This window comes from Paenibacillus sp. GD4, assembly GCF_030846225.1.
Classification (GTDB): Bacteria; Bacillota; Bacilli; order Paenibacillales; family NBRC-103111; genus Paenibacillus_G; species Paenibacillus_G silviterrae.
On sequence record NZ_JAVCYK010000001.1, the window covers coordinates 1709218 to 1734759 of the forward strand.

24 protein-coding genes are annotated in these 25542 nt (G+C 53.7%); 3 read left to right on the forward strand and 21 right to left on the reverse strand.

Features of this window, described 5'->3' with window-relative positions; all coding sequences use genetic code 11:
• Nucleotides 1-838 precede the first annotated feature (838 nt).
• From rsgA to RAC89_RS08120, 11 genes are all read right to left on the reverse strand, one after another.
• A complete protein-coding gene (gene rsgA / locus RAC89_RS08070) occupies nucleotides 839-1912 on the reverse strand; it encodes a ribosome small subunit-dependent GTPase A (RefSeq protein WP_306612913.1) in 1074 nt (357 codons plus the stop codon).
• A gap of 209 nt (nucleotides 1913-2121) precedes the next feature.
• A complete protein-coding gene (locus RAC89_RS08075) occupies nucleotides 2122-3315 on the reverse strand; it encodes an MFS transporter (protein WP_306612914.1) in 1194 nt (397 codons plus the stop codon).
• Nucleotides 3316-3386: 71 nt separating this feature from the next.
• The gene (locus RAC89_RS08080) at nucleotides 3387-7280 is read right to left on the reverse strand and encodes a chitobiase/beta-hexosaminidase C-terminal domain-containing protein (RefSeq protein ID WP_306612915.1); all 3894 of its coding nucleotides are present in this window, start codon (nucleotides 7278-7280) and stop codon (nucleotides 3387-3389) included.
• Nucleotides 7281-7399: 119 nt separating this feature from the next.
• Nucleotides 7400-8086 (reverse strand): DNA alkylation repair protein, encoded by a 687-nt coding sequence (locus RAC89_RS08085; RefSeq protein ID WP_306612916.1) that lies wholly within the window; start codon nucleotides 8084-8086, stop codon nucleotides 7400-7402.
• Between the two features lie 75 nt (nucleotides 8087-8161).
• A complete protein-coding gene (locus tag RAC89_RS08090; RefSeq protein WP_306612917.1) occupies nucleotides 8162-8980 on the reverse strand; it encodes a copper amine oxidase N-terminal domain-containing protein in 819 nt (272 codons plus the stop codon).
• 103 nt (nucleotides 8981-9083) lie between these two features.
• Complete coding sequence (locus RAC89_RS08095; protein ID WP_306612918.1) at nucleotides 9084-10100, reverse strand: AAA family ATPase; 1017 nt, start codon at nucleotides 10098-10100, stop codon at nucleotides 9084-9086.
• Nucleotides 10100-10765, reverse strand: a complete 666-nt coding sequence (gene pnuC / locus RAC89_RS08100; RefSeq protein ID WP_306616070.1) for a nicotinamide riboside transporter PnuC — start codon at nucleotides 10763-10765, stop codon at nucleotides 10100-10102. The genes RAC89_RS08095 and pnuC overlap by 1 nt, the downstream gene beginning before the upstream one ends.
• Nucleotides 10766-10826: 61 nt before the next feature.
• Nucleotides 10827-11597 (reverse strand): NUDIX domain-containing protein, encoded by a 771-nt coding sequence (locus RAC89_RS08105; RefSeq protein ID WP_306612919.1) that lies wholly within the window; start codon nucleotides 11595-11597, stop codon nucleotides 10827-10829.
• 50 nt (nucleotides 11598-11647) lie between these two features.
• Nucleotides 11648-12229 (reverse strand): hypothetical protein, encoded by a 582-nt coding sequence (locus RAC89_RS08110; protein ID WP_306612920.1) that lies wholly within the window; start codon nucleotides 12227-12229, stop codon nucleotides 11648-11650.
• Between the two features lie 173 nt (nucleotides 12230-12402).
• Nucleotides 12403-13341: a TRM11 family SAM-dependent methyltransferase gene (locus RAC89_RS08115; RefSeq protein ID WP_306612921.1), complete on the reverse strand. Its 939-nt coding sequence runs from the start codon at nucleotides 13339-13341 to the stop codon at nucleotides 12403-12405.
• A 90-nt stretch (nucleotides 13342-13431) separates the two neighbouring features.
• Nucleotides 13432-13689, reverse strand: coding sequence for a DUF7667 family protein (locus tag RAC89_RS08120; protein WP_306612922.1), 258 nt, complete (start codon nucleotides 13687-13689; stop codon nucleotides 13432-13434).
• A 175-nt stretch (nucleotides 13690-13864) separates the two neighbouring features.
• Between RAC89_RS08120 and RAC89_RS08125 the strand changes: the two genes are divergently transcribed.
• Nucleotides 13865-15154: a glycoside hydrolase family 18 protein gene (locus RAC89_RS08125; RefSeq protein ID WP_306612923.1), complete on the forward strand. Its 1290-nt coding sequence runs from the start codon at nucleotides 13865-13867 to the stop codon at nucleotides 15152-15154.
• A 44-nt stretch (nucleotides 15155-15198) separates the two neighbouring features.
• On the opposite strand, the gene RAC89_RS08130 is transcribed toward RAC89_RS08125, so the two are convergent.
• Nucleotides 15199-15627, reverse strand: a complete 429-nt coding sequence (locus RAC89_RS08130; protein ID WP_306612924.1) for an NUDIX domain-containing protein — start codon at nucleotides 15625-15627, stop codon at nucleotides 15199-15201.
• A gap of 432 nt (nucleotides 15628-16059) precedes the next feature.
• Entirely contained in the window at nucleotides 16060-17028 is a 969-nt protein-coding gene (locus RAC89_RS08135; RefSeq protein ID WP_306612925.1) for a Gfo/Idh/MocA family protein, read from the reverse strand.
• Nucleotides 17029-17104: 76 nt separating this feature from the next.
• On the opposite strand from RAC89_RS08135, the gene RAC89_RS08140 reads away from it, so the two are divergent.
• Nucleotides 17105-17341 carry a DUF6953 family protein gene (locus tag RAC89_RS08140; RefSeq protein ID WP_306612926.1) on the forward strand — a complete coding sequence of 79 codons (237 nt, stop codon included), beginning with the start codon at nucleotides 17105-17107 and terminating at the stop codon, nucleotides 17339-17341.
• A gap of 80 nt (nucleotides 17342-17421) precedes the next feature.
• Here the strand turns inward: RAC89_RS08140 and RAC89_RS08145 are convergent, their stop codons facing one another.
• The 8 genes from RAC89_RS08145 to RAC89_RS08180 all read right to left on the reverse strand — a co-directional run bounded on the left by RAC89_RS08145 (nucleotide 17422) and on the right by RAC89_RS08180 (nucleotide 24561).
• Entirely contained in the window at nucleotides 17422-19857 is a 2436-nt protein-coding gene (locus RAC89_RS08145) for a heavy metal translocating P-type ATPase (RefSeq protein WP_306612927.1), read from the reverse strand.
• Nucleotides 19858-20172: 315 nt separating this feature from the next.
• Nucleotides 20173-20373 carry a copper ion binding protein gene (locus RAC89_RS08150; RefSeq protein WP_284641863.1) on the reverse strand — a complete coding sequence of 67 codons (201 nt, stop codon included), beginning with the start codon at nucleotides 20371-20373 and terminating at the stop codon, nucleotides 20173-20175.
• Nucleotides 20374-20395: 22 nt separating this feature from the next.
• On the reverse strand, nucleotides 20396-20716 hold the full coding sequence (locus RAC89_RS08155) for a metal-sensitive transcriptional regulator (RefSeq protein WP_306612928.1): 321 nt from the start codon (nucleotides 20714-20716) through the stop codon (nucleotides 20396-20398).
• Nucleotides 20717-20779: 63 nt separating this feature from the next.
• Nucleotides 20780-22138, reverse strand: a complete 1359-nt coding sequence (locus RAC89_RS08160; protein ID WP_306612929.1) for an MFS transporter — start codon at nucleotides 22136-22138, stop codon at nucleotides 20780-20782.
• A 13-nt stretch (nucleotides 22139-22151) separates the two neighbouring features.
• Nucleotides 22152-22778 carry a TVP38/TMEM64 family protein gene (locus RAC89_RS08165; protein WP_306612930.1) on the reverse strand — a complete coding sequence of 209 codons (627 nt, stop codon included), beginning with the start codon at nucleotides 22776-22778 and terminating at the stop codon, nucleotides 22152-22154.
• A complete protein-coding gene (locus RAC89_RS08170; protein ID WP_306612931.1) occupies nucleotides 22779-23603 on the reverse strand; it encodes a hypothetical protein in 825 nt (274 codons plus the stop codon). It abuts the gene before it with no gap.
• A gap of 9 nt (nucleotides 23604-23612) precedes the next feature.
• The gene (locus tag RAC89_RS08175; protein ID WP_306612932.1) at nucleotides 23613-23840 is read right to left on the reverse strand and encodes a cation transporter; all 228 of its coding nucleotides are present in this window, start codon (nucleotides 23838-23840) and stop codon (nucleotides 23613-23615) included.
• Between the two features lie 136 nt (nucleotides 23841-23976).
• Nucleotides 23977-24561, reverse strand: coding sequence for a bifunctional transcriptional activator/DNA repair enzyme AdaA (locus RAC89_RS08180; RefSeq protein WP_306612933.1), 585 nt, complete (start codon nucleotides 24559-24561; stop codon nucleotides 23977-23979).
• Between the two features lie 192 nt (nucleotides 24562-24753).
• Between RAC89_RS08180 and RAC89_RS08185 the strand changes: the two genes are divergently transcribed.
• On the forward strand, nucleotides 24754-25518 hold the full coding sequence (locus tag RAC89_RS08185) for an SDR family oxidoreductase (protein ID WP_306612934.1): 765 nt from the start codon (nucleotides 24754-24756) through the stop codon (nucleotides 25516-25518).
• The last annotated feature ends 24 nt before the right edge of the window (nucleotides 25519-25542 follow it).

The following is a 25542-nucleotide window of genomic DNA, read 5'->3' on the forward strand; positions in this document are numbered from 1 at the left end:
CCTTTTAGTTTATTTTATTGTACCAGGTCGCTGATAGAGTGTGTCTACTTTCTAGTCTAGCTCCACTCAGCCCTCTGCAATCGCACTTTTGCAATTGCACGAACGTTTTCCTTGCGAACTCCCCCTCTACGCCGAACGTAATCGCACTTTTGACACTATTCATGCCATCCTATTCCACTCAACCCTTTGCAATCGCACTTTTGCAATTGCACGAACGTTTTCCTCGCGAACTCCCCCTCTACGCCGAACGTAATCGCACTTTTGAAACTATTCATGCCATCCTATCCCACTCAGCCCTCTGCAATCGCACTTTTGCAATTGCACGAACGTTTCCTCGCGAACTCCCCTCTACACCGAACGTAATCGCACTTTTGACACTATTCATGCCACCCCATCCTTCTCAGCCCTCTACAATCGCACTTTTGCAATTGCATGAACGTTTTCCTCTCAAACTCCCCCCTACGCCGAACGTAATTGCACTTTTGACACTACTTATGCCGTCCCATCCTCCTCAGCCCTCTACAATCGCACTTTTGCAATTGCACGAACGTTTTCCTCGCGAACTCCCCCTCTACGCCGAACGTAATCGCACTTTTGACACTATTCATGCCACCCCATCCTTCTCAGCCCTCTACAATCGCACTTATGCAATTGCACGAACGTTTTCCTCGCAAACTCCCCCTCTTCACCGAACGTAATCGCACTTTTGACACTACTTATGCCGTCCCATCTCCTCAGCCCTCTGTAATCGCATTTCTGCAATTTCTCCACGATCGCTTCCATCGCCAAGCCGCACGCCCAAACAAAAAAACGAGACCTCCTAAGAGGTCCCGCCCACTTATCTATGCTTCGGTCGCATCTGCTTATGAAGCTGCTTCATCTGGGTCTTGTACTCCCTCGCCGCCCGTTCGCTCACCTTGCGCTCCGCATAGGCAGCTTCCCGCTCCAGCTTCCGGTAGTGCTCAAGCCTGCTCTCCTGAAGCGTCCCTTCCCGAATCGCCTGCTTCACGGCACAGCCAGGCTCCGCCTCATGAGTACAGTCCCCGAAGCGGCAGCCGTCGGCAAGCTCGGCAATATCCGCGAACGCTTCCTTCAGCCCCTCGCCTTCCAGCAGCTGCAGCTCGCGCATCCCCGGGGTATCGATCACAATGCCGCCGCTCGGCACAAGAAAAAGCTCCCGATGCGTCGTCGTATGCCGGCCTTTGCCGTCCCCTTTGCGAACGCCCTGCGTGTCCTGCTTCTCTTCGCCAAGCAGCCTATTGATCAGCGTAGACTTTCCGATGCCGGAGGAGCCGAGGAACACTGCTGTTACCCCCGTACCGATCCGCTCCCTAACCGCATGTAGCCCCTCGCCTGTCACCGAGCTAACGGCTATAACCTCCGCACCGACCGCGGCCCGCTCCGCTTCGCTTATCCGCTCCTCGGCCAGCTCGCCGGCCTGATCTGCTTTCGTGAGGACGACGAGCGGCATCGCGCCGCTATTCCAAGCCAGCAGCATATACCGCTCCAGCCGGTTACGATTAAAGTCATCGTCGAGCGCCATACACACCATGACCACGTCGGCATTGGCGGCAACGATCTGCTCCTCCGTTTGCGCTCCCGCTACCTTCCTGACAAAAGCACTTTTGCGCTCCAGCACGGCATGAATGACGCCTTCGCCTTGTTCCTCCGTCTCTCTGTCAAGGATGACCCAATCCCCCACCGCCGGGAAGTCCCCTCGTCCTGTCGCTTCGTGCATCATCTTGCCGCTGACCCTAGCCAGGAGCGTCGCTTGCGCCGTCATTACCCGGTACAGCCCTTGAAACTCCGCAATCACCCTGGCGGGATAGCCCGGAAGACCCTTGGACTCCCTTTGCTCTTCCCAAGCCCGGTTCCAACCTAGTTCTTGCAACTGATTATGCTTTTCTCTCAATGTAGTACCCTCCATAGGTTCATATGAGGGCATAAAAATGCCCTGAAGTCTTCCGATCGAAGCTCCAGGGCTTACCATTACTTATCCGTCCCTGGAGTGAGGCTAGTAACCATTCCGGCTTGAACGAACCTCATAACACCTCACTCCTTTCACTCATGATACGTTTATTCTACCCCGTGCTACCTTGTTCTAACAGGGAGAAAATAACTTTATACATTCTTTCCCACTGCCGAAGTCTTGGGGAACCGGGATGCCCAGCCTATCAAAAGCAGCAACAGAGCTGAGAACATCACCGGCACCAGCAGGGTTTGCTCTACCGTGAAGCGGTCCATGCTCCATCCGGTAAGCAGCGGCAGCAGCGCGCCGCCGACCCCGCCTGAGGCAATTAACAAGCTGGTAATTCGTTCCTCCCTTCCAGGAAAAAATCCATTCGCATAAATCAGTAAAATCGCAAACATGCCGGAAAGCATCAGCCCTATCAACAGGACCAAGGCGAAGCTTCCCCACGGACCGGTATTCATCGCAAAAGCCCCCAACAGAAGCGTTGCCCCCGCTATGCTCCAGAGCAAGTATCTGGATGTCCCGACCCGCTCCACTACATTCGCCGCAAACAGCCTTCCGATCGCCATGGCTCCCCAGAAGCAAGTCGCGCTAAGCGCCCCAATCTCCGGCTTGACATGCAGTGTCTCGATAAACATCGAAGGCAGGAAATTGGCGATGCTCATCTCTGTGCCTACGTACACCAGGAAAATGAGCAAGAAAACAGCCAGATATAACACAGGAGCGCCTTTCGACGGTTGGGGCGAAACAGCCTCCGTGCCCCCGTTCCCTCCCTCTGTCCGGCTCATGAGCGAAGTCATGCTGCCGAGAGGCAGGAACAGCCACATCAGCAGCAGGGCCGCTGATGACGTTGCCAGCATGATGAAGGCGCCGCGCCACATGCCAAGAGCGATCATAAGCGACGAAATGAGCGGCATGACGAGCGCCCCGACACCGAAGAACACCTCAAGCCGGGTCATCACTTTGGTTTTCTGCTGCTCCTCCAAATACTGAATGACCAATGCGCCGATCACCGTCTCCACCATACCGAAACCGAAGCCCGCAAGCGGGGCAACCGTCATAACGATAGTCCATGGTGGCAAAAGTGCAAACACCAGTTCTGCAGCCGTTAAGCAGGTTAGTGAGAGCAGCAGCGCTCCCCTTTTGCCTAACCGGGCCGACCACCAAGGACCGGAGAGCACCCCTACCAGAAAGCCGGCGAACTGTAAGGCGATGAGCTGTCCCCCGGAGCTGTAATCTACAGCATAATAACTCAGCATTTCCGGCAGCAAAGAGCCTACGATGACATGCGCTAATCCGATTAACAAATAAGAGCCGTAGCCACACCATAAGAAAGTTTTCATGGCGTTTATGATACAGAAAAAAGCTCCCGCTAACAAGCAGCAATTTGCTTTGTTAACAGGAGCTTATTCTATTAATTCAATTCCTTTATTCGAACAGGGTGCAGACTTCTAAGCAAATCAAGGACTAAAGCTTTCGTTACTCCGTTGCCATTTACGATTTGTTTGACAACATAGCTTAAACCGTGCTGCTCCGGCCCTATCAAGCTCATTACCCAGCTATCCAACATTCCGGCGCTAATGGCATAGGCCTTAAGCGTCTGCCCGACTGCAATGCGCGGCTTATTGTCAGGATCATACATCATGCTGGCATTCGTAGGCTCGCTTCCATCCACGGTATAGAAGATCGTGGCCCACGGCGTAGCCGAGGTCAGAGTTACTTCCATTTCCGTAGTGGAAATATAGCGGATACTAGGTTCTACCGTAACCGTTCGGTCCGCCTCAAACACGCCGTAGATCGAGAAGTGAGATACTTTGGCCAGAACCTTACCGTCCGATGTGATGGATGTCTTCTGGTATTCCCATCGGTTCTCCGTTTCATTGTAGTAGAACACACCTACGCGGGACAAATCTGACCCGGAGTTCACCGGAAACGATAGATCAACAGTTTGGCCTGGGCTAAGAGTAACCCCGGACAAGGTGAAATCCATTACTGGCCCGGAAGCCTTAAAGGTCGGCCCTGTCAAAGGCGGATTTACCGCAGAAGCTCGAATCGTGGCCCCGGCTGGAATCGACAGTCCTGTAAAGTCAACCTTCACCCCATTCTCAAATCGAGTCGGCTGATTAGGCTGCAATACGACTGGTTGCCCAAGCGGAGCATCACGGATGACATGGATATCGAAGTACAATACGTTGTCTCCCTGCGTAACTTTTACAGGAATTACGGCACTGCCTCCAAAGGTCATTCCGCTTACAGTTACTAAGCTTGGGTTGCCGCCGGTTACAGAGTAGGTCGCCCCAGTTACGGTGCCGATGCTAAGCTGCGCATTAGGATAAACGGTGTATACCGAAAGCGTCACGGATTCAGCCGTTGTCCTATATTCCCATACAGTTGTACCCGGAATAGGGGAAAGCTGTATGCCGTCATGCTTGACGACGATAGCGTCACCGCCCGTCGGCTCTTGCTTTTTCACAATAACATTAAACGTTCTAGACAACGAAGCATTGCCTTTGCTGACGATAGCTGTAAGCGTTACTGCCGCATCCCCGGCTTCATAGGGAGGTCTTGATACCTCTCCGTTATTACTGATGATAGACGGATTACTTGATAGCCAAGTAATCGTGGTACCGTTGCTGCCCGTCGTAGGCAGGTTTAACGAATAGGTTACTACAGAGCTTACTACTCCCGTAAGAGAGTTGTGGTCGAGTGTAACTGCCTCGGCATCTGTAATAGGCTTTCGATGAATCGCCAGAGTGAAGGTTTTTGTCGATCCATTCGTTGCAGTAATGATCATTGGGAATTCGGTCAACTCACCCGAATGTAAAATAACGTTTACTGCTCCTCCGTTGGCAACCGCGTTCCCGTTGATCACTATCGTGTTTCCGTTGGCCAAGATGGGGGTAATGGTAACTTCCGAAGTCAAATAAGGAACAGACTTACTGAGAGTGGTCGCCTCCTCCGGCAGTTCAATCGTTTCGCCATTTACGATGATCGATTGAGGCACTGTCACTCCCGTCAGCTTAATTAATCTGGCAGAATCATATTCTAAATGAGCCAGGATAAATCCGTTATCACTCGTTCGAGCAATATCTGAAAATGTGCTGTCCGATCCTCGAGTATGAAACCATACCGGATTACCGTACGCATCAACTTGGACTAATTGCGGATTATGGCCATATCCGTCGACCACATTCGAAGTGTAACCAGCGACCATAAATCCTGAAGTACCGTCCGAAACGATCGATAACGCTCCATCGTCCCCCGAGCCGCCGAAGGATTTCTCCCACAGCTTGTTCCCGTTCGCTTGATCCAATTTAATCAGGTAAGTTTCCATATCCTCGCGATAAGAAAAAGCATCAGTGCTGCCCGCCAAAACGATATGACCATCGGAAGAGACGGCAATAGCATTAGCATATTCCGATATATCGTAGGCGCCAAATTTTTTAGACCATAACCTTTCAACTGCTTTGGTCCCGTTGCTATCCTTAACCTCCAGCTTTGCTGCAAAAATATCTGGATCACTTTCAACCAAGGCCCGCTCTCCGGCTACGACGTACAACTCTTGCCCTTCCACCGGAAGTCGCTTGAGATCCGTAGCATGGAACCAGTTGTATTCATCACCGAGACGATGCGACACCATGTCCGTAACTTCACCGTTAAAACCGAAGTAGCCGCGATAAAAGATGGTTTCTCCGCCTACATTTGCTATCGCGGCAAATCCATTGTTCACCAGCTCAAGCTTCACTCCATACATGTCGTCTTCATATGGATTATCAAAGCCCGTGTATCTCCATTTCTCTACGATATACACATTGCCTGTTACCGTGTCTACTTGTTCTTGGTATTTGGCAGCAAATAAACGACTGGTGCCTGACTCCTCCTCACGCCCCAGAACCAAATAAGCTCCCGGACTGAGCTCCCGAGTATCAGCGATACTTAAAAAATCACTCCACCACATTTCGTGGGTGCTTGGGAAATCCTTAGACCATAGCTTATTGCCTTGCTTGTCTACTTTGATTAACGACTCGTCAGGGTCTCCCTCTCCAGCCCCATCAGAGTACGTATGATACAAATACCCGCCAGACACCTCGCGTACAAAGCCCATCTGCGAAGCATAGAGCGGATATTGCTTCTCCCACTCCACACTTGCCAAATCCTTATAGATCGTCAGCAGATAAATCCTTTCACCGCTGCCTTTCGAAACCTTCAGCTCGATGGGAGTCGGTTTATTTGTTAATCCGGATAATGTAAGTGCGGTATCGCTGTTCGGGCTTACGGTTACGCTTCCGTCTAACGATCTCGCCGATAAAGCTACCCCTTCTCCATAGAAGCTGGAGTCAATCGTTACCGATTCAGCTTCCTTCGGAACCACAACAGAGTAATGGCTCTGCACATCATTTAGTGTAGGTACAAGGGCTTGGATTGCCCCGTTGTACTTTACATCCAGCGTCAGGAAATCCAATTCCGTACTATAAAAAATCTCATCGGTCAGAACGTTTGCAACATGACCGTTCGCGTCGAGGATTTCGACAAACACTTTAGATATGCCTTCTGCGTATCCTGGAAGAAAGGTATGTATCGGTTGTCCCGGTATATATTCAATCAGGTTATACGGCCAGTCGTCCGGGTCGGTTGTAACTCTTACGAATTTGATCGGATTTGCCGAGTTCATATCTGTAATATTCAATTGTATTTGCTTTGAATACGCTGTTGCTGCGCCACCGTTAATTTCCACGGCACCCGCCGGAATGGCAAGAGTCCCGCCTAAGAAGATGGTAGTAGTGGTGTAAGAAATATCATCCAAGCTAACTCCAATGCTATAGGCTCCTTGCCCTCTTTCAGAGAGGCTGTCATAATATGACGGATGATTGATACCGAAGCCTGGCTCGAACACCAGCTTGACCGTTGTTCCGCTTGGAATCTCCTGTGCTATGGACAATTCAAATTTATTAGGTCTGTTAGGATCATACTGTGGTGTTACCGACACAGGATAGGTGACCGAGTTCAAATCAGCGAACACGTGATCACTGGTATCATATAGATAATACCGGCTATCGAAGTCTACATAAAACTTGCTGTTCGCGGCAATCGTCTGATTTGGCTTAAAACTAATTTCATACTTTACTTCACTTGCTCCCACATTGGTATTCCAGGGATTTACTGTAAGTCCGGATATCGCGCTTGATGAAGCCGTAGCGCTTGCAGTAGTGAATAGACATAACATGAAAACAAACAGTATTAAACGACCGATCATCCTTAACGTCCCGGAATCGTATGACCGTGAAACCCGGACATTGAAAAATTCCATGTATTTCCCTCCGTTAGACATAAAATTCGACACGATTCCTCGCGCCTAATGACACTATAGTTAATTATATCTAGCTTTTGGAAGCATTCCTAGTTCTTTTTTCATTTCAAACGGTTAAATTATTCACATCTTTCCCCCTCACCCACATGCTTCAGCGCCTCCCTGACGCTCAGCGGGGACAGCGGTGTATCCGCCACGAAGCGCTGCACCGCCTCCGGCGATGTCTTCGCATATTCCCGAAGCGCCCAGCCGATGCCCTTGCGAATGAAAAACTCCTGCTCATGAGCACAGCGGCGAATCAACCGGAAAAGCAGCTCCTCGTCGGTCTTCTCCTTGTAGCCGAGCTGAAACAGCAGGGCCGTACGCCGAAGCCATAGGTTGTCCGAGCCGATCCAACGCTCCGTATAGGCAGGAATCAGCTCGGGAAAGCGCAGCAGATGCCCGCCGACCAGCTTCGAGGCAAGTAAATCAACCGTATCCCACCAGGACTTGGTGACAATCAGCTTTTCCAAATAGTCAAGATGCTCCCGTTCCGCCTTCTTCACGTGCTTTTCCAGCAGCCCCTGCGCGATATACTGAAATTCCCGCTCCGGCAGTGACCATAGCTCCTCCGCCACGCCAAGCAGCTTTTCCCCCTTCGGAATGCCGTACTCCTTAACAAACTCGCCCATCAATACCTTGCGTTCCGGTGTCTTGAGCCCCAAGAAAGGGAAGTGATGCTTCATATAAGCTTCCATCGGCCCTGCTTTCTCCGCGCATGCACTGGCTCGCATTCGTTCCACCAATAGTTCCGTATATTGACGCATTGGTAACAGCCTCCTTATACCTACCATAAAAACACAAAAAGAGCAGCCATGTCGACTGCTCTTTCGCTCGTTACCTTATTCTGTTACTACAACCGACTGGGACTCGGCTTCCCAATCCACTTTCGCCTTCAGCGACTCGCTGATAAAACGAACAGGCACCATCGTGCTGCCGTCGTAAATTTCGCCCGGCACTTCCAGCGTTACTTCTTTGCCGTCAACGGTTGCTGTTGTGTTGCCGATCTCCAGCTTTACGGTAATGCCGTTCTTCACAACGGTAACCGTGCGAGTTTCCTCATCCCAGCTTACTTCCGCTTTTAGAGATTCCGCGATGGCACGGAAAGGAACCAGTGTGCTGCCGTCTTTAATGAATGGGGCTACCTCGAAATTCGGCTCTTCCCCGTTCACGAAGGCTTTCACGCCTTTCTTGCCCAGCTTGTCGAGGAACTTGCCCAGCTTCTTGTACAGCTCCAGGTTCGCCGGATCCAGCTTGATCGCTTCCTTCTGCACATCAGCCGCTACCTCAACTTCGCCGGTTGCTTCCAGCTCTTCAGCCTTTTCCGACAATGCAGCGGAAGCCGTAACATCAATGCCGTATTTGCTGCTCAGCAGATCGGCGATCACGGCGCCGGCCGGCTTATCCTTCACATTCTGGTAAGCGCGCTCCAACCCTTTGTAGCCATTGCCGTATGTATCGTAAGTAACGGAGGTTACCGTGGCGGAGCCTTCCGTTTTTACTTTCACATCGGTTTCTTTCTTCGTTTCGGTTACTGCAGGCTTGTTCTCCGGAGCGTTGCCGTGCCCGCCCTTATCTTCCTTTGGCGCAGCCAGGGCCGAACCGGCAACGAGAGAGAATGATAGGACAGCGGACATAATGGTTACCATAGATTTTTTCATTAAATAATTCCTCCTTGGTGTCAGAGCGTCTAGGCCCGATTTATACTATATCATTCTTGGGAGGTTTCGTGTTTAAGAGGGTTGCAGGTTCACCTTCAGAAAATTATTCCAACGGATTTCGGTATTTTTCAAATTTCCGAAGTACTAGCCGCACCTGGTCCACTCGCTCCTCAAGGCTTCCGGACAGCAGCCGGTAAGGGATTCGGCGCATGGCCAGCTCGGCCAGCAGCTGCCTCTGAAACACATGGCGATGCACCTCACCCGAACGGTCCCAAGTGTCGTCATACGGAATATCGTCGGAGCAGACAAAGACCAGATCATACCGCGACGCGGCCCGGTCGGCAAGCAGCTCCAGGTGAGGGTCCGCCTCGCCATGATAATATCGCGCGAACAGACACGTGGTCAGTGCATTGGTATCCACGAACAACACATCCTGCGCTTGTTCCGCGAGCCGGTCCTCACGCTCCAGATGGCCTTCGGCAATCTCCACAAGCTGTTGCGGTGTAAGCCGCCGTTCCACCTGATGCCGCTCCCAATATTCCCGCCCGTACTCCGGCATCCAGGTCGTACGGTACACCTCGGCAAGCTTGGCAGCCAGTGTGGTTTTGCCGGTAGAGGGAGCTCCGAGCAGAACCACTTTGGTAATAAGATCCCGGTAAACCAGGGGCTCGACGAGATGACGATACGCATAGGCTCCGCCCCGGACGGCCGTACCGGACACGGCATACTGCAACCGCTCCGGATCCACTTGCCGGTTCACAGCCCCCAGTGCAGCGCTCATGTGTTCCCCATACGGCTCACTGGAATAAAAATGGGTCACCCGGCGTCCCCCCAACAAACCCAATATATACTCCTCGTGCCTGCGTTTGATCTCCGGGGTATACCCAACCTCCGCCGGTCCGTCCCATGCCTCCAGCACCGTCACCTCCGGGTACAGCTCCCGAATCCACCCTGATCTTACAGGGAGAGGGATCGCGGTCACCTCCGGGCTATCGTAAATGACCACGATGACCTCATCCGTTTCCTTCAGCGCCGTCTCGATCATATATTGATGTCCGCGGTGAAGCGGAGCAAATTTGCCCAGCGTGAGTCCCACCTTTTTCCGAACGATCCGTTCCATTAGCCTCTGACCTCCCCGCTCTGCTGCATACGATACCCATGCTTCCAGCTGAACAGCCCCGCCGTCGCAATCCCCAGTAATATGACATACAAGAACGCCAGCATATAAAGCTCCTTATAGGCATACATGCCGATTGACAACACATCGACAACAATCCATACGTACCAGCTCTCCACTACCCGGCGCGACAGCAAATATTGGGCGATGACGCTCAGCGTTGCGATTAAGGCATCGGCGTATGGGATCGAAGCATCCGTATAACGTGCCAGCAGGTAGCCCCAGCCGACGGCAGCGAGGACCAGTACAAATAAGAGAACCAGCCCTTCTTTTCTCTGTAGCCTCGCGGATGGACGCACCTTCGCGCTTCCCCGATTCGTTACCCATACATACCAGCCATACAGACTTAGGACAAAGAAGAATACCTGCAATGTCATATCGGCGTACAGCTTCACATCGTAGAACATATAGAAAAAGCAGGCTACATTGACCAAACCAATCGGCCAGCACCATAGATTTTCCCGTGCCGTTAGCCATACACTGAGCAACCCGGTTGTCGTAGCTGCGATCTCCACCGGTGACGAGGAAGTAAAGTACGCTACAAGCAGCATGCACCCCATCAAGGCTGCCATCACAACAGGATGGTCCAATCGATCCCAAGGCCTCATCACTCATCATCCTCCTAATGATATTCTCATAATGACAGTATTGGACTTTAAAAAAATGAGCCTAGCTGTACAGAGACAGCTTCGGCGTCTCCCCCGCAAACCGGTACAGCTGGGCTGCCCGTTGGGAAAATTCATTGGACTTCTTCGGCCTGCCATCCCTGTCGGTTACTTCCTCCAGCAGTCCGCTGCGGCTTTGGGTCGATTTCATTTTGCGGATAAAATTGGCCTCTTGAAAATCCGGGACTACGGTTGTGATCACCTGATACAGCTCGCTCAGGGTGAATTCCTCCGGCAAAAATTCCTTCGCAATCGTTGTAATCAGCATCTGCTCCCGAATTCTCTCCAATGCATCGGCTACGATCTCTTTGTGATCGAAAGCCAACTGCAGCCGATTCAGGGCATCCTCTACCGGAAAAAGCCCTACCTCCGCCGCATCGTCGGCGGCACGCCGCCCTGCAAGCAGTCTCTCCTGTACGAGCGCCACATACGCGTGCGAGAGGATCCACCCGCGCGGATCGCGTCCGGGCTTGCTGTAAACCCCTAGGTAATCGATGTGCACATCGGCTACCCCCGTTTCTTCCTGAAGCTCGCGCCGCGCCGTCTGCTCCATCGACTCCGTCTCCCTGGAGAAGCCGCCGGGAAGCGCCCACATCCCCTCAAACGGCCACACCTTCCGCCGGATCAGAAGCACCTTCAGCTCCCGCTTAGGTAGCGCCTTCGTCATTCTTGGCTGCGCCTCCGATGTAATGGTAAATATCACGATGTCCGCGGGTGCTCCGTCCGGAGTCCGGTATTTGCTTGAGTTGTACTGACCGTCTTGTTCGTTCATCATGCTGCATCACCATGTTTCGTTATGATATTTTCATTTTGACATATTGGTTATCAGGAGTCAATAGTTATATGGAACCAAGTGAACACAACGAAAATTACCATCCCGATGCCGAAGACAACGGCAGCCGACTTCATCCGAAATCCTGTCGTGTCGGGCAAGCAAAAGTAAATCAATGGATTGGCCCTCATCAAGTAGAGCAGGATCGCCAGTTCTCCAATCATTCCTGCCCCATGCTTTATGTAGAACACCGGCATATTCTTGTGTACCGAGTCCAAGGCAGCGAAGAATTGGGAAACAGGCCAGATGGCATTGCCGTTCTTAAGGATGCCATAGGCCATATAAAACACTGCCAAATACCATCCCCACTGCTTACCGAGCCACATGCCTGCCCCTGCAGCCAGCCCTACGGCCGACTGTAAATATAGCGCGATCATCAGCAGCATCGCTTCCATCCCCATCAACCCCGAGAGAGCGGTTATCGCCCGGGCTTGCGTCAGTTCAATGATCAAGGTAACCGCCCCGGTAACAAAAAGCAGCGCGGCCAAAATACTGACCCCGATAGGCCGTTCGTAGGAAAAATCGATAATCTCCTGCTCTCCGTTCCGGAATGAATTGGTTTGTAGGAGCGCCATTAGAAACCCCTCCTTTCATGATTCGTCATATTAATACAACGTCCGATGCTAAGTATATAGTTCTACTAAATACATAATTTTCCTGTATCTTCGTTCATTAAAAAAATTTTAAGTAATAGCTTAATAAGCCTCACCCGAGTAGGCGAAGCTTAAAGAAAGCCGCTGGTATATGATTAGCTTTGGCAGACCAGGAGCTGCCTGCTGAAGCTTCCTTTGCGGATGCTGCAGCGTTCCAGAATCCGAAGCCCGCTTGCGGATAACGCCTCGTCGATCTCCTCGATCGTGAGAATGACAACACGGGACGCCAGCCTCCTGACACTGCCGAGCATTTTCTTCTGCTCCTCCGTCGGCAGCTTTGAGCATAGGTTGTAAGGCATATCCAGAACGGCCGCATCGTAAGTCTCCGGTCCTAACGATGTCATATCAGCCAGCTTCACGACATTCGGGAAGCCGAAATATTCCAGATTAATTCGCGCTCCCCTTATAGCCAAAGGATTGATATCATATCCAACCATTTCTATCCCCATCGACAAGGCTTCGATGAGCACGGTACCGATGCCGCAGCAGGGGTCGATCGTCCTCACTCCGCGGGGCTCCGGTACAGCAATGTTGACAACCGCCCGAGCCACCCGGGTGCTCAGCGCCGTGGAATACTGCTGCGGCTTGTCTACATGCCGGAGCCAAACCGCCTTCTGGCTCTCGCTCTCTCCGAGCAGCCAGCGCCCCTTTATGCAAGCGACGCTATAGACCCGTTCCGGCGTGCGCATCTCCGCCTTCCCCCGGATATGAGCACCGAGCTTGCGCTCTATGGACCGCTGCTCCTGGTAATCCGGGTAGGGCTTGTCCGTTTCCAGGAAGACGACCTTGAAGGTGCTTCCCTCCAGCTCCAGACCTTGCGCCTGCTCACAGAGCTCCGCCAAACTTGCCGCTTCCAGCCGGGCGTGCATCCGCACCTTAACAAAGGGGCTGCGGCTAGGATCCAGGCAGCGTGCGCTCCATAGATAGCGGCCTTCCGAGGCTACCGGCGGCTCCTGCCCGAGCAGCGACTTCAGCTCCAACCGGCACAGCTCTTCTTCATCCTCATGGCAGGCAAATGTGTATAAATAAGACATGCATTCCGCTCCATCCTTGTAAGCTTCCTATATCATATCATAGACGGCTTACTTTTGTTCTGAGGCATGAACCGGGATGCCGCTGCAAGGTTACTTGGATTTCAAGTCCGGCAGCTGGATCGGAAATTCGTGCTCGATTTTCTCTATTCTCCGTGCAATCTCCTCTTGCCAAGCCTTGTCAGCCACTAAGGACGCAGCGTAGGCGCAATTGTACAGCTGCGCGAGCTTTCTGGCGAAATTCGCATTCGCCTGAAGGCACATCGTCAGCTCATTTTGTTCCTCCGCCGTCAGCTCTCTGGCGTGGCTTAACGTCCAAAGCTCGGCCAATTTCCAATGATAAGGCAGCACACTATCCACTCTCCCCGGAATCGATTGCTTACCTTTCCATTGTTGACGATTTCACCTTGCTTTAGACGTTGATTCCAAGCCCCCCGGGGCAAGCCTATGGGAACAATTGGCATAAGGTCGCTTTCCCGCTACATACGATGTAGAGATGGGTGGAATACGGGAGGAGATGAAAGACATGCAAATTCATGTGGTGCAGCGGGGAAATACACTGTACGGGCTGTCACAGGCCTATGGCATATCGGTAGAAAGCATTACGGAGGCCAATCAAATCTCGGCGTCCGACTCGCTGGTCGTCGGCCAGACGCTGGTGATTCCGATCGTGGGCTCTTATTATTGGGTGCGGTCCGGAGACAGCTTGTTCTCAGTTGCGCAAAGGTTCGGGTTAACGGCCGCCCAGCTCGCCTCGGTGAACCGTATCCCTGTCGGAGGTCCGCTGCGCGTCGGCACACGGCTCTATATTCCACCGAGGCCGAAGCGACGCGCAGAGATCAACGCCTACGTCGAACCGCGGGGGAATGAGGTATCGGAAGAGCTTCAGAGAGCGTCCAGAGAAGCGGCCCCCCAGCTGACCTATCTGGCCCCGTTCAGCTTCCGCATTCAGCGCGACGGCTCGCTCGCGGCGCCCCCGCTCGGCAACCTGCCCGCTATCGCGCGCGAAGATGCCGTGACGCTCATGCTGGTGGTCACGAACCTGGAGAAAGACCAGTTCAGCGCCGAGCTCGGAGGGCTGATCTTGAACAGCGAGTCGCTGCAGAATACGCTGCTCGACAACATTATCAGCACGGCGGAGCAATACGGCTTCCGGGACATCCATTTTGACATCGAGCACCTGCATCCGTCAGACCGCGAGGCCTATAATCGGTTCCTGCGAAAAGCTGCAGATCGGCTTCATCGGCAGGGCTACCTGATGTCCACCGCACTCGCACCCAAGACCAGCGCCACCCAGACGGGTGAGTGGTATACGGCTCACGATTACCGCGCCCACGGGGAAATCGCCGACTTCGTGGTGATCATGACCTACGAGTGGGGCTACAGCGGCGGTCCGCCCATGCCGGTTTCCCCGATCGGTCCTGTGCGACGGGTACTGGAATATGCGCTCACCGAAATGCCTGGGAATAAAATCATGATGGGGCAAAATCTGTACGGCTACGACTGGACACTCCCCTTCGTCCCGGGGGGACGATACGCGAGGGCCTTGAGTCCGCAGGCGGCCATCGCCTTGGCGCGCCGGGAGCAAGCCGCCATTGAGTATGACTATGAGGCGCAGGCTCCGCATTTTGACTATTGGGATGACCGCGGCCGCCAGCATAAGGTTTGGTTCGAGGATGCCCGGTCGATCCAGGCCAAGTTCGATCTCGTGAAGGAGCTCGGCCTGCGCGGGGTCAGCTATTGGAAGCTGGGGCTGCCTTTTCCGCAAAATTGGCTGCTGATTGAGGATAATTTCGATGTGGTAAAGCGCGGCTGATTGGCTGATACTAATAAAGGGCTCGTCCCGCGCTGTGGCGGCTGCTAACTGCGGGACGGCCCATTCAGCCTGCGAAATGCTTCGATTCCGGGGATCGTAAAGCAGGCAAGCTCAGCCGGCAGGGCGGACAGCGGAAACCAGCGGACCTCGCCGATGGCCCCGCCCTCCTCCATATTCCGGGCCGTGCCGGACAGCACCTTGGCTTCATATAGGGCAGAGACCCAGTGCTCCTCCGATTCCGGGCGAATCGTCTCTGCCATGCAGAGCAGTCTTACGACTTCAATCTTCAGATCGACCTCCTCAAGGATTTCCCGCTTCACCGCATCCTCCAGCCGTTCATACAAATCCACTTTCCCGCCGGGAATGCTCCAGGTCCCCTTCTCCGGCTGGCGGTTTCTCAGGACGAGCAGCACCTCCTGCCGTTCATTCACAATGACAGCGCCCACGCCGATTCGGGGAATATCATATGGCATCGTTATCGCTCCTTACCTTGTTCTAATATCGTTTACCCGCTTAATTCTTTATCACGTCAATAATCAACGCCATAAAAGAACCCAAGCCGCTCCGCTTGACGGCGGCAGCTTGGGTAAGTAGGATTTGGCTTGTTGTGCTTGGAACGCATGAGGCACATACCGGGACCTCCAATCGCAAATGTGCGATAAAAGCCCTGAAACACGGACTCCAGCTGACCGCCGGACCTCCTAATGGCACTTTTGCAGCTATTGGTGCGCTCGAGCACGCATCGGGACCTCCATAGCATATTTGCTATTAAAACCCTGCTGCACCAACCCCAGCTGGCCCGCCGAACCTACTAACGGCACATTTGCAACTATCGACGCGTATTAGGCGCGTATCGGGGTCTACAATCGCAAATGTGCGATTAAAACCATGCCGCACCCATACTGCTACCTAGCGGCATCTATGGACGCGAACAGCATGTCCAGCACCTGCATGTTCAACAAGCTGTCCTCCAGACTCATGCCCGGAGGGCGTTTTTGCAGGATTGCCTCGGCAAAATCCGTCACCTCGAGAGTGTAACGCCCGGTATCTCGTACCGGTACCTCCCGTGCCCCGGTGTCTGTAATGACCGTGATAGCACCGTCCATACCCGAGAACGTATCCGGGATCTCCAGCTTGCCTTTGGTGCCGATGATCTCCGTGCGGGTGTCCTTCTGAGCGTTGAAGCCGCTGTTGACCGCGGCAATCAAGCCATCCTCGTACTTCATAAGCGCCGAGAAGATCACATCGACCCCTCCCTCCAGGACGCTCTGCGAAACACAGGAGACCGGCGCCCGTCCGGTAATCATGTTCACGAAGCTGACCGGATAACAGCCCACATCATATAGCGAGCCGCCGCCGAGCTCGGGGCGGACCTTGATCGTATTCGGACGGTCCAGCAGAAAACGGAATGTCGAGTGAATGTATTTGAGCTCGCCAAGCTCCCCGCTGCCGATGATTTCCTTAACCCTTAGGGCCAGCTCGGTAAAACGGTACATGAACGCTTCCATAAGCAGCACGCCCGACTGCTCGGCCGCCTCGATCATTTCGCGGCATTCCGCAGCATTCAAAGCAATCGGCTTTTCGCAAAGCACGTGCTTTCCCTTCCGCATCGCCTTGATTGCCCATTCCTTATGCATCGAATTCGGCAGCGGAATGTATACGGCCTGAAGCTCAGGATCCTCCAGCATAGCATCATAGTCTTCGTACAGCTTCGGACAAGCAAACAGCTCCCGGCATTCCTTCAGCTTCTCCGGGTCCCGCGAAGCCACTGCATACAGCTCCGAATTCGGAGCTTCCTGAATCGCTGGAATCAGCGAGTTTTTGGCGATTCGGGCATACCCAAGCACGCCCCACTTGATGGTCTGACTAGTCATGGTGCACGTCCTTTCATTTTCTTTCCATCTTAGTTTATACTATTTTCATGCAAAGAGAAAAGGGAGCGTGCGGCAAGTGGAAGCAACAGCAGAGGATGTAGCCCAGTGGATGCTGCAGCAGTTGAGGTTCGCAGGGATTCTCTACCAGACGGAAGCCGTGGAGTACATACGCCGTCATTACGGGGAGCAATTCATCTACACAGGGGAGAACGGGAACGTATCCATTGATAAAGAGGTAAAAAAGAGATTCAAAAAGCTGCACGGCGGCAAGGCCGCCTGGGACCGCGACGGCTTCTTCTGGGGCTGGACGTAGATCCCGCAGCCCTACAGCCACCCATGCAAACTCGAAGAGCCGCCACGGAAGCAAACGCACTTCCATGACGGCTCTTTGCTTTACAGCTTCACCCGCTGCAGTCGCAGCGCGTTCAATACGACCGAGACCGAGCTGAGCGCCATCGCCGCTCCGGCAAGCCAAGGGGCCAAGAACCCGAGCGCGGCAATCGGAATACCGATGACATTGTAGGCCAGCGCCCAGAACAGGTTCTGCTTAATGTTCACCATCGTCCTGCGGCTCATGAAGATCGCATCCGGGATGCTGTTCAGATCGCCGCGCATCAGCGTCACGTCGGCCGCCTCCATCGCCACATCCGTCCCAGTTCCGATAGCCATCCCGATATCCGCCGTAGCCAGCGCAGGAGCATCGTTGATCCCGTCGCCGACCATCGCTACCTTCTTGCCCGCATTCTGCAGCTTCTTGACTTCCGCCGCTTTGCCTTCCGGCAAAACCTCGGCCAGCACCCGGTCGATGCCGACCTCGGCAGCGATCGCCTTGGCCGTGCGCTCATTATCCCCGGTAATCATGATGACCTCGATGCCAAGCTGCTTCAATCGGGCTACCGCTTCCTTGGACGTCTCCTTGATCGTATCGGCCACAGCTACCATACCGGCGTAGCGCCCATCCACAGCCACGAGCATAGCCGTCTTCCCCGACTCCTCCAGCCCGCTCATCCGCTGAGCTGCGGCTTCAGGCAAGGCCACCTCGTAACGGGCCATCAGCTTGCGGGTGCCGACCAGCAGCTCCCGGCCTTCCGCTACAGCGCGAATGCCGTAGCCGGGAATCGCCTCGAACTGCTCCGAATCCGGCAGGTCCACGCCTTGCTCCTTAATTCCGGCAACGATGGCTTCCGCCAGCGGGTGCTCGGAATTTTTCTCGGCCGAGCCTACCAGTCGCAGGAAGGCTGTTTCCTCGATATCAGGCTCCACCAGCACATCCGTCAGCTCCGGTTTGCCTTTCGTTACCGTACCTGTTTTATCAAGAATAATGGCATCGATCTTGTGCGTAGCCTCCAGATGCTCCCCGCCCTTAAACAGTACGCCCAGCTCCGCCGAGCGGCCCGAGCCCGCCATGATCGACGTCGGAGTCGCTAGGCCCAATGCACATGGGCAGGCGATGACCAGTACGGCGATGGCTTTTTCCAATGCGCTTGAGAAATGGCCCGGTTCTACGATAAAGTACCAAATGAGGAATGTGACCAAAGCGATCCCTACCACAATCGGAACGAAAATGCCGGAAATGACGTCCGCTACCCGCTGAATCGGGGCCTTCGAGCCTTGGGCTTCCTCCACCACCTTAATGATCTGTGCCAAGGCCGTTTCCTTACCGACCTTCGTCGCTTTCACCTGCAGCATACCGTTCTTGTTGATCGTAGCACCGATGACGGAGTCTCCCTCACGCTTCTCAACCGGGATGCTTTCTCCCGTCAGCATCGATTCATCCACCGTGGATACGCCGCGAAGCACCTCGCCGTCCACCGGGATTTTCTCGCCCGGCTTGACGACTACGACGTCACCGGCCAGCACCTGCTCCACCGGTACGATCAGCTCTTGACCGTCCCGAATAACAACCGCTGTCTTCGCCTGCAGACCCATCAGCGTTTTGATAGCTTCCGAGGAACGTCCCTTTGCGAGAGCCTCGAACAACTTGCCAAGCAAAATCAACGTAATCAGCACTGCGCTTGTTTCGTAGTACAACTCCACCATGTGGTGGCTGCCGCCGCGGCTGAACTCTACCGTCTGATACAGGCTGTAGAAGTATGCGGCCGACGTTCCCAGCGCAACCAGCACATCCATGTTGGCACTGCCGTTCCGAAGCGCCTTATAGGCGCCTATATAGAACTGTCTGCCGATAATGAACTGTACGGGCGTGGCCAGAGCGAATTGAAACCAAGGGTTCATGAACAAATCCGGAAGCCAGATGAACGACGTGAAGGAAAAATGGCTCACCATCGCCCACAGCAGCGGGAACGAAAGCAGTGCCGAAACGAACAGCTTGAGCTTCTGGCGGCGAATTTCTTTCTGACGGCGGTCGCCCGTATCCAGCTGATCCTGCTTCAAAGCGGCTTTATAGCCGATTTTCTCCACGCGTGCGATCATATCGCTCACAGAGACCACAGCCGGGTTATATTCAACATGAGCCGTTTCCAGCGCCAGATTCACGGTTGCTTTTACGCCTTCGAGCTTGTTCAGGCCCTTCTCGATCCGGGTCGCACAGGCCGCACAGGTCATTCCCGTTATGGTAAAATCGGCCGTCTCGCGAACCACACCGTAACCAAGCGCTTGAATCTTCTGCTCAACCTGACCGAGATTCGTTCTCGCAGGGTCGAATGTGACGGATGCCTGCTCTAAAGCGAAGTTCACCGTCGCCTGGGATACGCCCTCCACCTTATTCAAGCCCTTTTCGATTCGATTGGCGCATGCGGCGCAAGTCATTCCCGTAATCTGCAGCGTCGATTGCTGCTGCTCCGCCTCTGCTGTAAGCTGTTTTTCCATCTCGTTGTCCTCCTCTTGAACCAATACCCGCGGGGGGTATACAAATCGGCAAAAAAAATTTCTTGAATCTCACTCTATCTCTTTATTCAAACCTTAACGCTATTTCTTCATCTTACATATGTCAATTCCAAATCCGCTGATGCTCGTAACGTTATAAAGTAACTTTATCCAAAGCTAATCCGCCGCCAAAGCCCCAGACTAACCACTGAAAGATGATTTAATCACCTTACGTAGTAAAGTTCTCATCGCATTCTGACGGTAACGTTATAAAATCACCTTAAACCTCACCGCAGCTATCCAGGCCGGGAATCCGGCTTACGCTACATCGTAGCCCTGATCCTCGATTGCTTCTTTCACCGCAGCCAGCGTTACCTTCCCAGCATCAAACTGCACATCCACGGTTTTTGCCGCAAGATTGACCTTCCCGGCCGCCCCGATTTCCTTCAACGCTCCCTCAATAGCACGAACGCAATGATCGCAAGACATGCCTTCTACTTGTAATGTTACCTTTTCCATAGCAAATCCCTCCATGATTGTATTATTTCATTAATTTGTTCATCGTAATCATCAATTCGTCGACGACCTCGCGATCTCCCGCTTGGATGCGTTCCACGACACAGCTTCGCATGTGCCCCTCCAGCAAAATTCTCCCGACACTCGTGAGTGCCGACTGTACGGCCGCGATCTGATTCAGCACATCGTCGCAATAGGTATCCTTCTCAATCAAACCCTTCAGACCGCGAATTTGTCCTTCGATCCGATTCAGCCTTGTCGCCAAATTCGACTTGATCTTATCGGAGTGATGGCTCTGCCTGGCTTCCGTAGAAGCTGTGCAGCAATGCTCGCCTGCATCGCTCATCGATGTCACCTCCCAGCCTTGCAACATCAATATACCATACCCCCCACCCGTATGTAAATAGCTTTACGAAACTTTTTTCTTCACGAAAATAAGAATCATCGCAATGCTCGCAATGGAAGCCGCAGCACTAATAGAGTAAAGCCCGGCGAAGCCTTGCGCCATCGAGGCGATCATCGGACCGGCAATCGTCGGGCCCAGGGTCGAGCCTACCGAACGGAACAAGCTTAAGTACCCGACGGCCGATCCCGTTTCCTTCGGCTCCACCGCTTGCAGTATCATCATATTCAGTGGCGCGCCTATGATGATGCCGACACCGAAGCCCATCACGATGATCGTCAGAACGAAGGAGGCAACCGAAGTGACTGCGAAGGCCAGCGATCCTGCGCCTAACAGCGAAACCGCGAACCCGAGGAGAAGCACCCTGCGCGGGCCCATTTTATCTACCATATATCCCGCAATTAAGGAGGCGATCATGGAAGATACCGCCATAGGCGCTACGGTCAAGCCGGAATTCCCTTTGGTCAGGCCGAGCAGCGTTTCTCCATACAACGGAAGCAGGTTCGTAGCCGTTGCCATAACGAAGCCCGAAAGCAGCGAGGCCAGCAGCAACGTCAGCGTTCTAGCCCGGGTGAAATAGCTCAAATTCATCACCGGATCCTGATGCTTCCGTTCAATCAGCAGGAAGACCGGCAGCAGTACTGCGGCCGCGAGAAGATACCGGACGTTGGCTTGTGTGATGCCCAGCATCAAGGAAAGAATGAGCAGTGTCAGCAGGACGATGCCGGCCAGATCGATCGGCTTTTGAACCGTCTGCTGCTCCGAACGGAACCGGGAGATCATCGCCAGGATGATCAGCGAAATCGGAACATTGATCAGGAAAATCCATTGCCATTGCATGAACGTGATGATGACGCCGCCGAGAACCGGTCCCAGAATCGTGCCGATGCCGAAGAATACCCCGATCAGGCCCATGGCCTTGCCTCTTTTGTCAGGCGGGTACGACACCGCGATCTGAACTGCGGTAATCGGGAAGATCCCCCCGGTACCTATCGCCTGTACCGCCCGGCCCAGCAGAAACACGATAAAGTTTGGAGCCAAGGCTGCAATGACGGAGCCGATGGCGAAGGTGCTGATGCCGAAGGTAAAAATCTGTTTGCGGCCGAAACGGTCCGAAAGCTTGCCGAGTACCGGAATGCTGACGGCGAACAGCAGAGTGTAGATCGTGAAGCTCCATACGCCCCAGGAGGAGTTCAATTGGTAGGCCGCCATAATGGAGCTGAGCGCCGGGCCGACGATCCCGTGGTCAAGCGCTCCCATAAAGATACCTAATAAGAATGTAAAAATGACCATCGGCTTCGACAGCCCTTTGGCAGTCTGCTTACCCGGGCCAAGCCGTGTTGTTGAGGTTGCTGGCGTAGACATAGTGATTCTCTCCTTACGAAGTTGCGTTGTTGGTCTTGTGCCAAAGCCGGTACCCGCCGTATACGACAGCTAGGAAAGCTCCATAGATCAGCACAACCGTCAGCGTCCGGGCTGCGCTCGTGAACATCTGATCGCCTACAAGGGCGAAAACGAGCATGACGGGCACCTTGCCCATCAGCGTGGCCGTGAAGAAGGTGATCAGCGGCGTCCGGCTAATGGCGGAATAAATATTGACGGCCGCTGCCGGTATAAAAGGTATTAAGCGGGCGAAGAGAATACTCATGAAGGGATTTCGTTCAAAAAGGACGGTAAACCGCTCCAGCTGCTTGAATCGGCTCAGGTAAACGCGCCCCTGCTCCCTGAACGCATAACGTACGAAAAGGAACATGAGCACCGCCGCCGCGGTAGAGCTCGCCGTATTAATGAAGCCCCCGAGCAGCGGGCCGTATTTGGCTCCCATGATTCCGCCGACCACGCCGAACGGAACGACAGGCACGAAGGCAAGGAAGGTGGCTAGCGCCAGTGCCAGCGGCCACTCTCCCCTTTCGCCGTTGTGAAGCCATTGCAGGATAGGATCCTGCTGTATGTATGCGAGGCTCAGCAGGGCCCCATAGAACAGGACAACTCCGACAGCCTTCATTTACGGCACCTGGACGACGTAAGGCACAGTGAATACTTTGCCGTTATGCTGAAACTGTCCCCAAATTTTGTAGACGCCGCTCTTCGGGAAGCTCGTGCTGAACCTGGCATCCGGACCTGTCGCCTTTTCATCAATCGGATGGTTGTGGATGTACTGCTCCACATCGCCGCTGATGATGACTACATGGCCTACCGCCCCGAGATAAGGCTGCAGGTTCTTGATCGGCTCCTTCGTCTTCGCATCCTTAAACGAGAAATTCATTTGTACCGGCTGACCCGCTTGAAGCTTATCGAAGCTTAACGTAACCTCGATACCTTGAGCCGTCTGAGTCATGCCGCTGTCAGGCTTGATGGGAGCCGGGGCCGCCGGCTTCTCTGCGCCGACTTGAATCCAGTTCGTTTCGGTTCTCGGCTGTCCTCCGGATGGAACGAAGTCGGCAATGAGCTTATACTCCCCGTTCTTCGGGAACGTCGTGCCGACCTCGAAGAGCCCCTTTTGCTTATATTCCGGATGAATGTGGTCAAAATAGCTCAAGTCCTTGCTCACCACAATCAGGTGCATCTGCTTCTCGTGGCTTACATCGAACTTCTCGATAGGAGCCCCCTTGGCATCGTTGATTTGGATTGCAATATTCGTCGGCTGGTTCGCCTGCGGCTGAGCCGCGGACAGCTTCCAGCTTGCTTTCGTTTCGATAGCCTGGCCTGCCGCACCATGATCGGCGTGTGCCCCGTGCGCGTCATGCCCTTCCTCTTTCTTCGGCGTGCATGCTGCAAGCAGCGCAGCGGACAGCAGGGTGACTGCGGCTATTTTACCGAGCTTCTTCATTGGGAATGTTTACTCCTTTCGATCGGTAGGGGAGGCCTGGTAGCCCATGCTTTGAATCGTTTGGAGGACGGTCTCTTCCGAAGCCCCGCCTTCCGTGATGGTTACTTGGGCTGTCTTCTCGGCAAAATTCACTTTGCAGCTGACACCGTCCAGCGTGCCCAATTTGCTTTCAATTTTGCCGACACAGGATTGGCACCCCATACCCTCTATACGAAAATCTACTTTGTGTTGATTCATGATCATCGACTCCTTCTCTAGGATAGGTTATTGGATATCGTTTTATACCCCTGCGGGGTATGTTTTCGATGTGTTTATCATAATATACCCCAATAGGGTATGTCAAGCGCTATGTTACAATCGTTTCATTACGTGCCTACCTTGTTTTTTCCCTAAGCAGCTTGCGGAAATCGGCAGGGGTATACCCCGTTTTTCTCTTGAACAGTGTGATGAAATAAGGGGCGCTCGGCATACCTACCGCGGTTCCGATCTCCGCAACGGGCTTATCCGAGCCGGCCAGCAGCTCCTTTGCCTTACGAATTCTGGTTCTTTGAATATATTCACCTGGAGTCATCCCCTTCCATCGCTTAAAGGTGCGCTGAAGATGATACGGGCTTCCATGGCAATGGTACGATAGGGCTTCTAAGGTTAGCGGGTCCTTGTAGTGGTCATCGATATATTGCGTAATTCGGGCAACCCAGTCCTCTATAGGGCCCAGGCGGTCCGTAGGCTTGCATCGCTTGCACGGGCGAAATCCGGCAGTCCGTGCTTCTTCCGCATGCCCGAATACAATCACGTTCCCTCGATTCGGCACTCTGGACCTGCAGGATGGCTTGCAAAAGATGCCTGTCGTCAGCACAGCGTAAATAAATAGGCCGTCATAGCTCGAATCACAATCGATGATCGCTCGCCACTGCTTTTCAGACACAGGGGCCTCGTGATTTTTCATACGTATCTTCATGTTCTTCACCTCATCTTGGAGTATACCTGACCCCCGTATCTCGCGTAAGACCCGAACCATAAGAGAGCAAGATCTCGAAAGCTCCCAGGCGAGTGCTGATTGGGGCTCTGGAAAGAGAGCGCAACATTTCAAATGTCGCACCGTGATACAACAAAGGGGTAAGGCCAAAACAAACCTTGAGGAGATGACGAAATGGGCAAGCTGAAAGGAAAGATTGCTTTAGTTACCGGAGCAGGACGAGGCATAGGGCGAGCCATTGCACGGAAATTGGCGCAGGAAGGGGCCATCGTTGCCGTTCACTATGGCAAAAGCCGGGATGCTGCGCTGGAAACGGTGCGCGAGCTGGAAAACAGCGGGGGGACTGCCTTTGCAGTGGGGGCCGACCTGGAGACGTTAAGCGGAGTGGAGACGCTGTTCGAAGCAATGGATGCGGAGCTGGGCGGAAGGGTGGGCAGCCATCACCTGGATATTCTCGTAAACAATGCGGGCATAGCCCTTTACGGCTCGGTAGAGAATACTCCGGAGGCTGCTTTTGATACAATTTTTTCGGTAAATGTGAAAGCTCCTTTCTATTTGATTCAGAACGCATTGCCGCGGATGCGGGAGGAGGGGCGCATCATCAACCTGTCCTCCGCCGTCACGAGAATCGCCATACCGGATATTGCCGCGTATAGCATGACGAAAGGGGCTATCAATACGCTGACCCTCACGTTAGCCAAGCAGCTGGGACCCCGCGGCATTACGGTCAATGCGATCCTGCCGGGATTCGTCGCTACGGATATGAATGCCGCCATGCTGCAGGATCCGGCGTCAAGAAAGTTCGGTGCGGAATTCTCCATCTTCGGGAGATGGGGAGAGCCGGAGGACATTGCCGACATTGCCGGCTACCTGGCCTCCCCGGATAGCCGCTGGATCACCGGGCAGTTGATTGATGCAAGCGGCGGCTCTTATCTATAGGCGGAAAAGGGAAAGTCCGGCTCC

Coding starts and splice junctions, on each gene's coding strand:
- RAC89_RS08075 (WP_306612914.1), bottom strand. CDS start 3,315: ATGAAAACTTTCTTATGGTGTGGCTACGGCTCTTATTTGTTAATCGGA.
- RAC89_RS08080 (WP_306612915.1), bottom strand. CDS start 7,280: ATGGAATTTTTCAATGTCCGGGTTTCACGGTCATACGATTCCGGGACG.
- RAC89_RS08085 (WP_306612916.1), bottom strand. CDS start 8,086: ATGCGTCAATATACGGAACTATTGGTGGAACGAATGCGAGCCAGTGCA.
- RAC89_RS08090 (WP_306612917.1), bottom strand. CDS start 8,980: ATGAAAAAATCTATGGTAACCATTATGTCCGCTGTCCTATCATTCTCT.
- RAC89_RS08095 (WP_306612918.1), bottom strand. CDS start 10,100: ATGGAACGGATCGTTCGGAAAAAGGTGGGACTCACGCTGGGCAAATTT.
- pnuC (WP_306616070.1), bottom strand. CDS start 10,765: ATGAGGCCTTGGGATCGATTGGACCATCCTGTTGTGATGGCAGCCTTG.
- RAC89_RS08105 (WP_306612919.1), bottom strand. CDS start 11,597: ATGATGAACGAACAAGACGGTCAGTACAACTCAAGCAAATACCGGACT.
- RAC89_RS08110 (WP_306612920.1), bottom strand. CDS start 12,229: ATGGCGCTCCTACAAACCAATTCATTCCGGAACGGAGAGCAGGAGATT.
- RAC89_RS08115 (WP_306612921.1), bottom strand. CDS start 13,341: ATGTCTTATTTATACACATTTGCCTGCCATGAGGATGAAGAAGAGCTG.
- RAC89_RS08125 (WP_306612923.1), top strand. CDS start 13,865: ATGCAAATTCATGTGGTGCAGCGGGGAAATACACTGTACGGGCTGTCA.
- RAC89_RS08130 (WP_306612924.1), bottom strand. CDS start 15,627: ATGCCATATGATATTCCCCGAATCGGCGTGGGCGCTGTCATTGTGAAT.
- RAC89_RS08135 (WP_306612925.1), bottom strand. CDS start 17,028: ATGACTAGTCAGACCATCAAGTGGGGCGTGCTTGGGTATGCCCGAATC.
- RAC89_RS08145 (WP_306612927.1), bottom strand. CDS start 19,857: ATGGAAAAACAGCTTACAGCAGAGGCGGAGCAGCAGCAATCGACGCTG.
- RAC89_RS08150 (WP_284641863.1), bottom strand. CDS start 20,373: ATGGAAAAGGTAACATTACAAGTAGAAGGCATGTCTTGCGATCATTGC.
- RAC89_RS08155 (WP_306612928.1), bottom strand. CDS start 20,716: ATGAGCGATGCAGGCGAGCATTGCTGCACAGCTTCTACGGAAGCCAGG.
- RAC89_RS08160 (WP_306612929.1), bottom strand. CDS start 22,138: ATGTCTACGCCAGCAACCTCAACAACACGGCTTGGCCCGGGTAAGCAG.
- RAC89_RS08165 (WP_306612930.1), bottom strand. CDS start 22,778: ATGAAGGCTGTCGGAGTTGTCCTGTTCTATGGGGCCCTGCTGAGCCTC.
- RAC89_RS08170 (WP_306612931.1), bottom strand. CDS start 23,603: ATGAAGAAGCTCGGTAAAATAGCCGCAGTCACCCTGCTGTCCGCTGCG.
- RAC89_RS08175 (WP_306612932.1), bottom strand. CDS start 23,840: ATGAATCAACACAAAGTAGATTTTCGTATAGAGGGTATGGGGTGCCAA.
- RAC89_RS08180 (WP_306612933.1), bottom strand. CDS start 24,561: ATGAAGATACGTATGAAAAATCACGAGGCCCCTGTGTCTGAAAAGCAG.
- RAC89_RS08185 (WP_306612934.1), top strand. CDS start 24,754: ATGGGCAAGCTGAAAGGAAAGATTGCTTTAGTTACCGGAGCAGGACGA.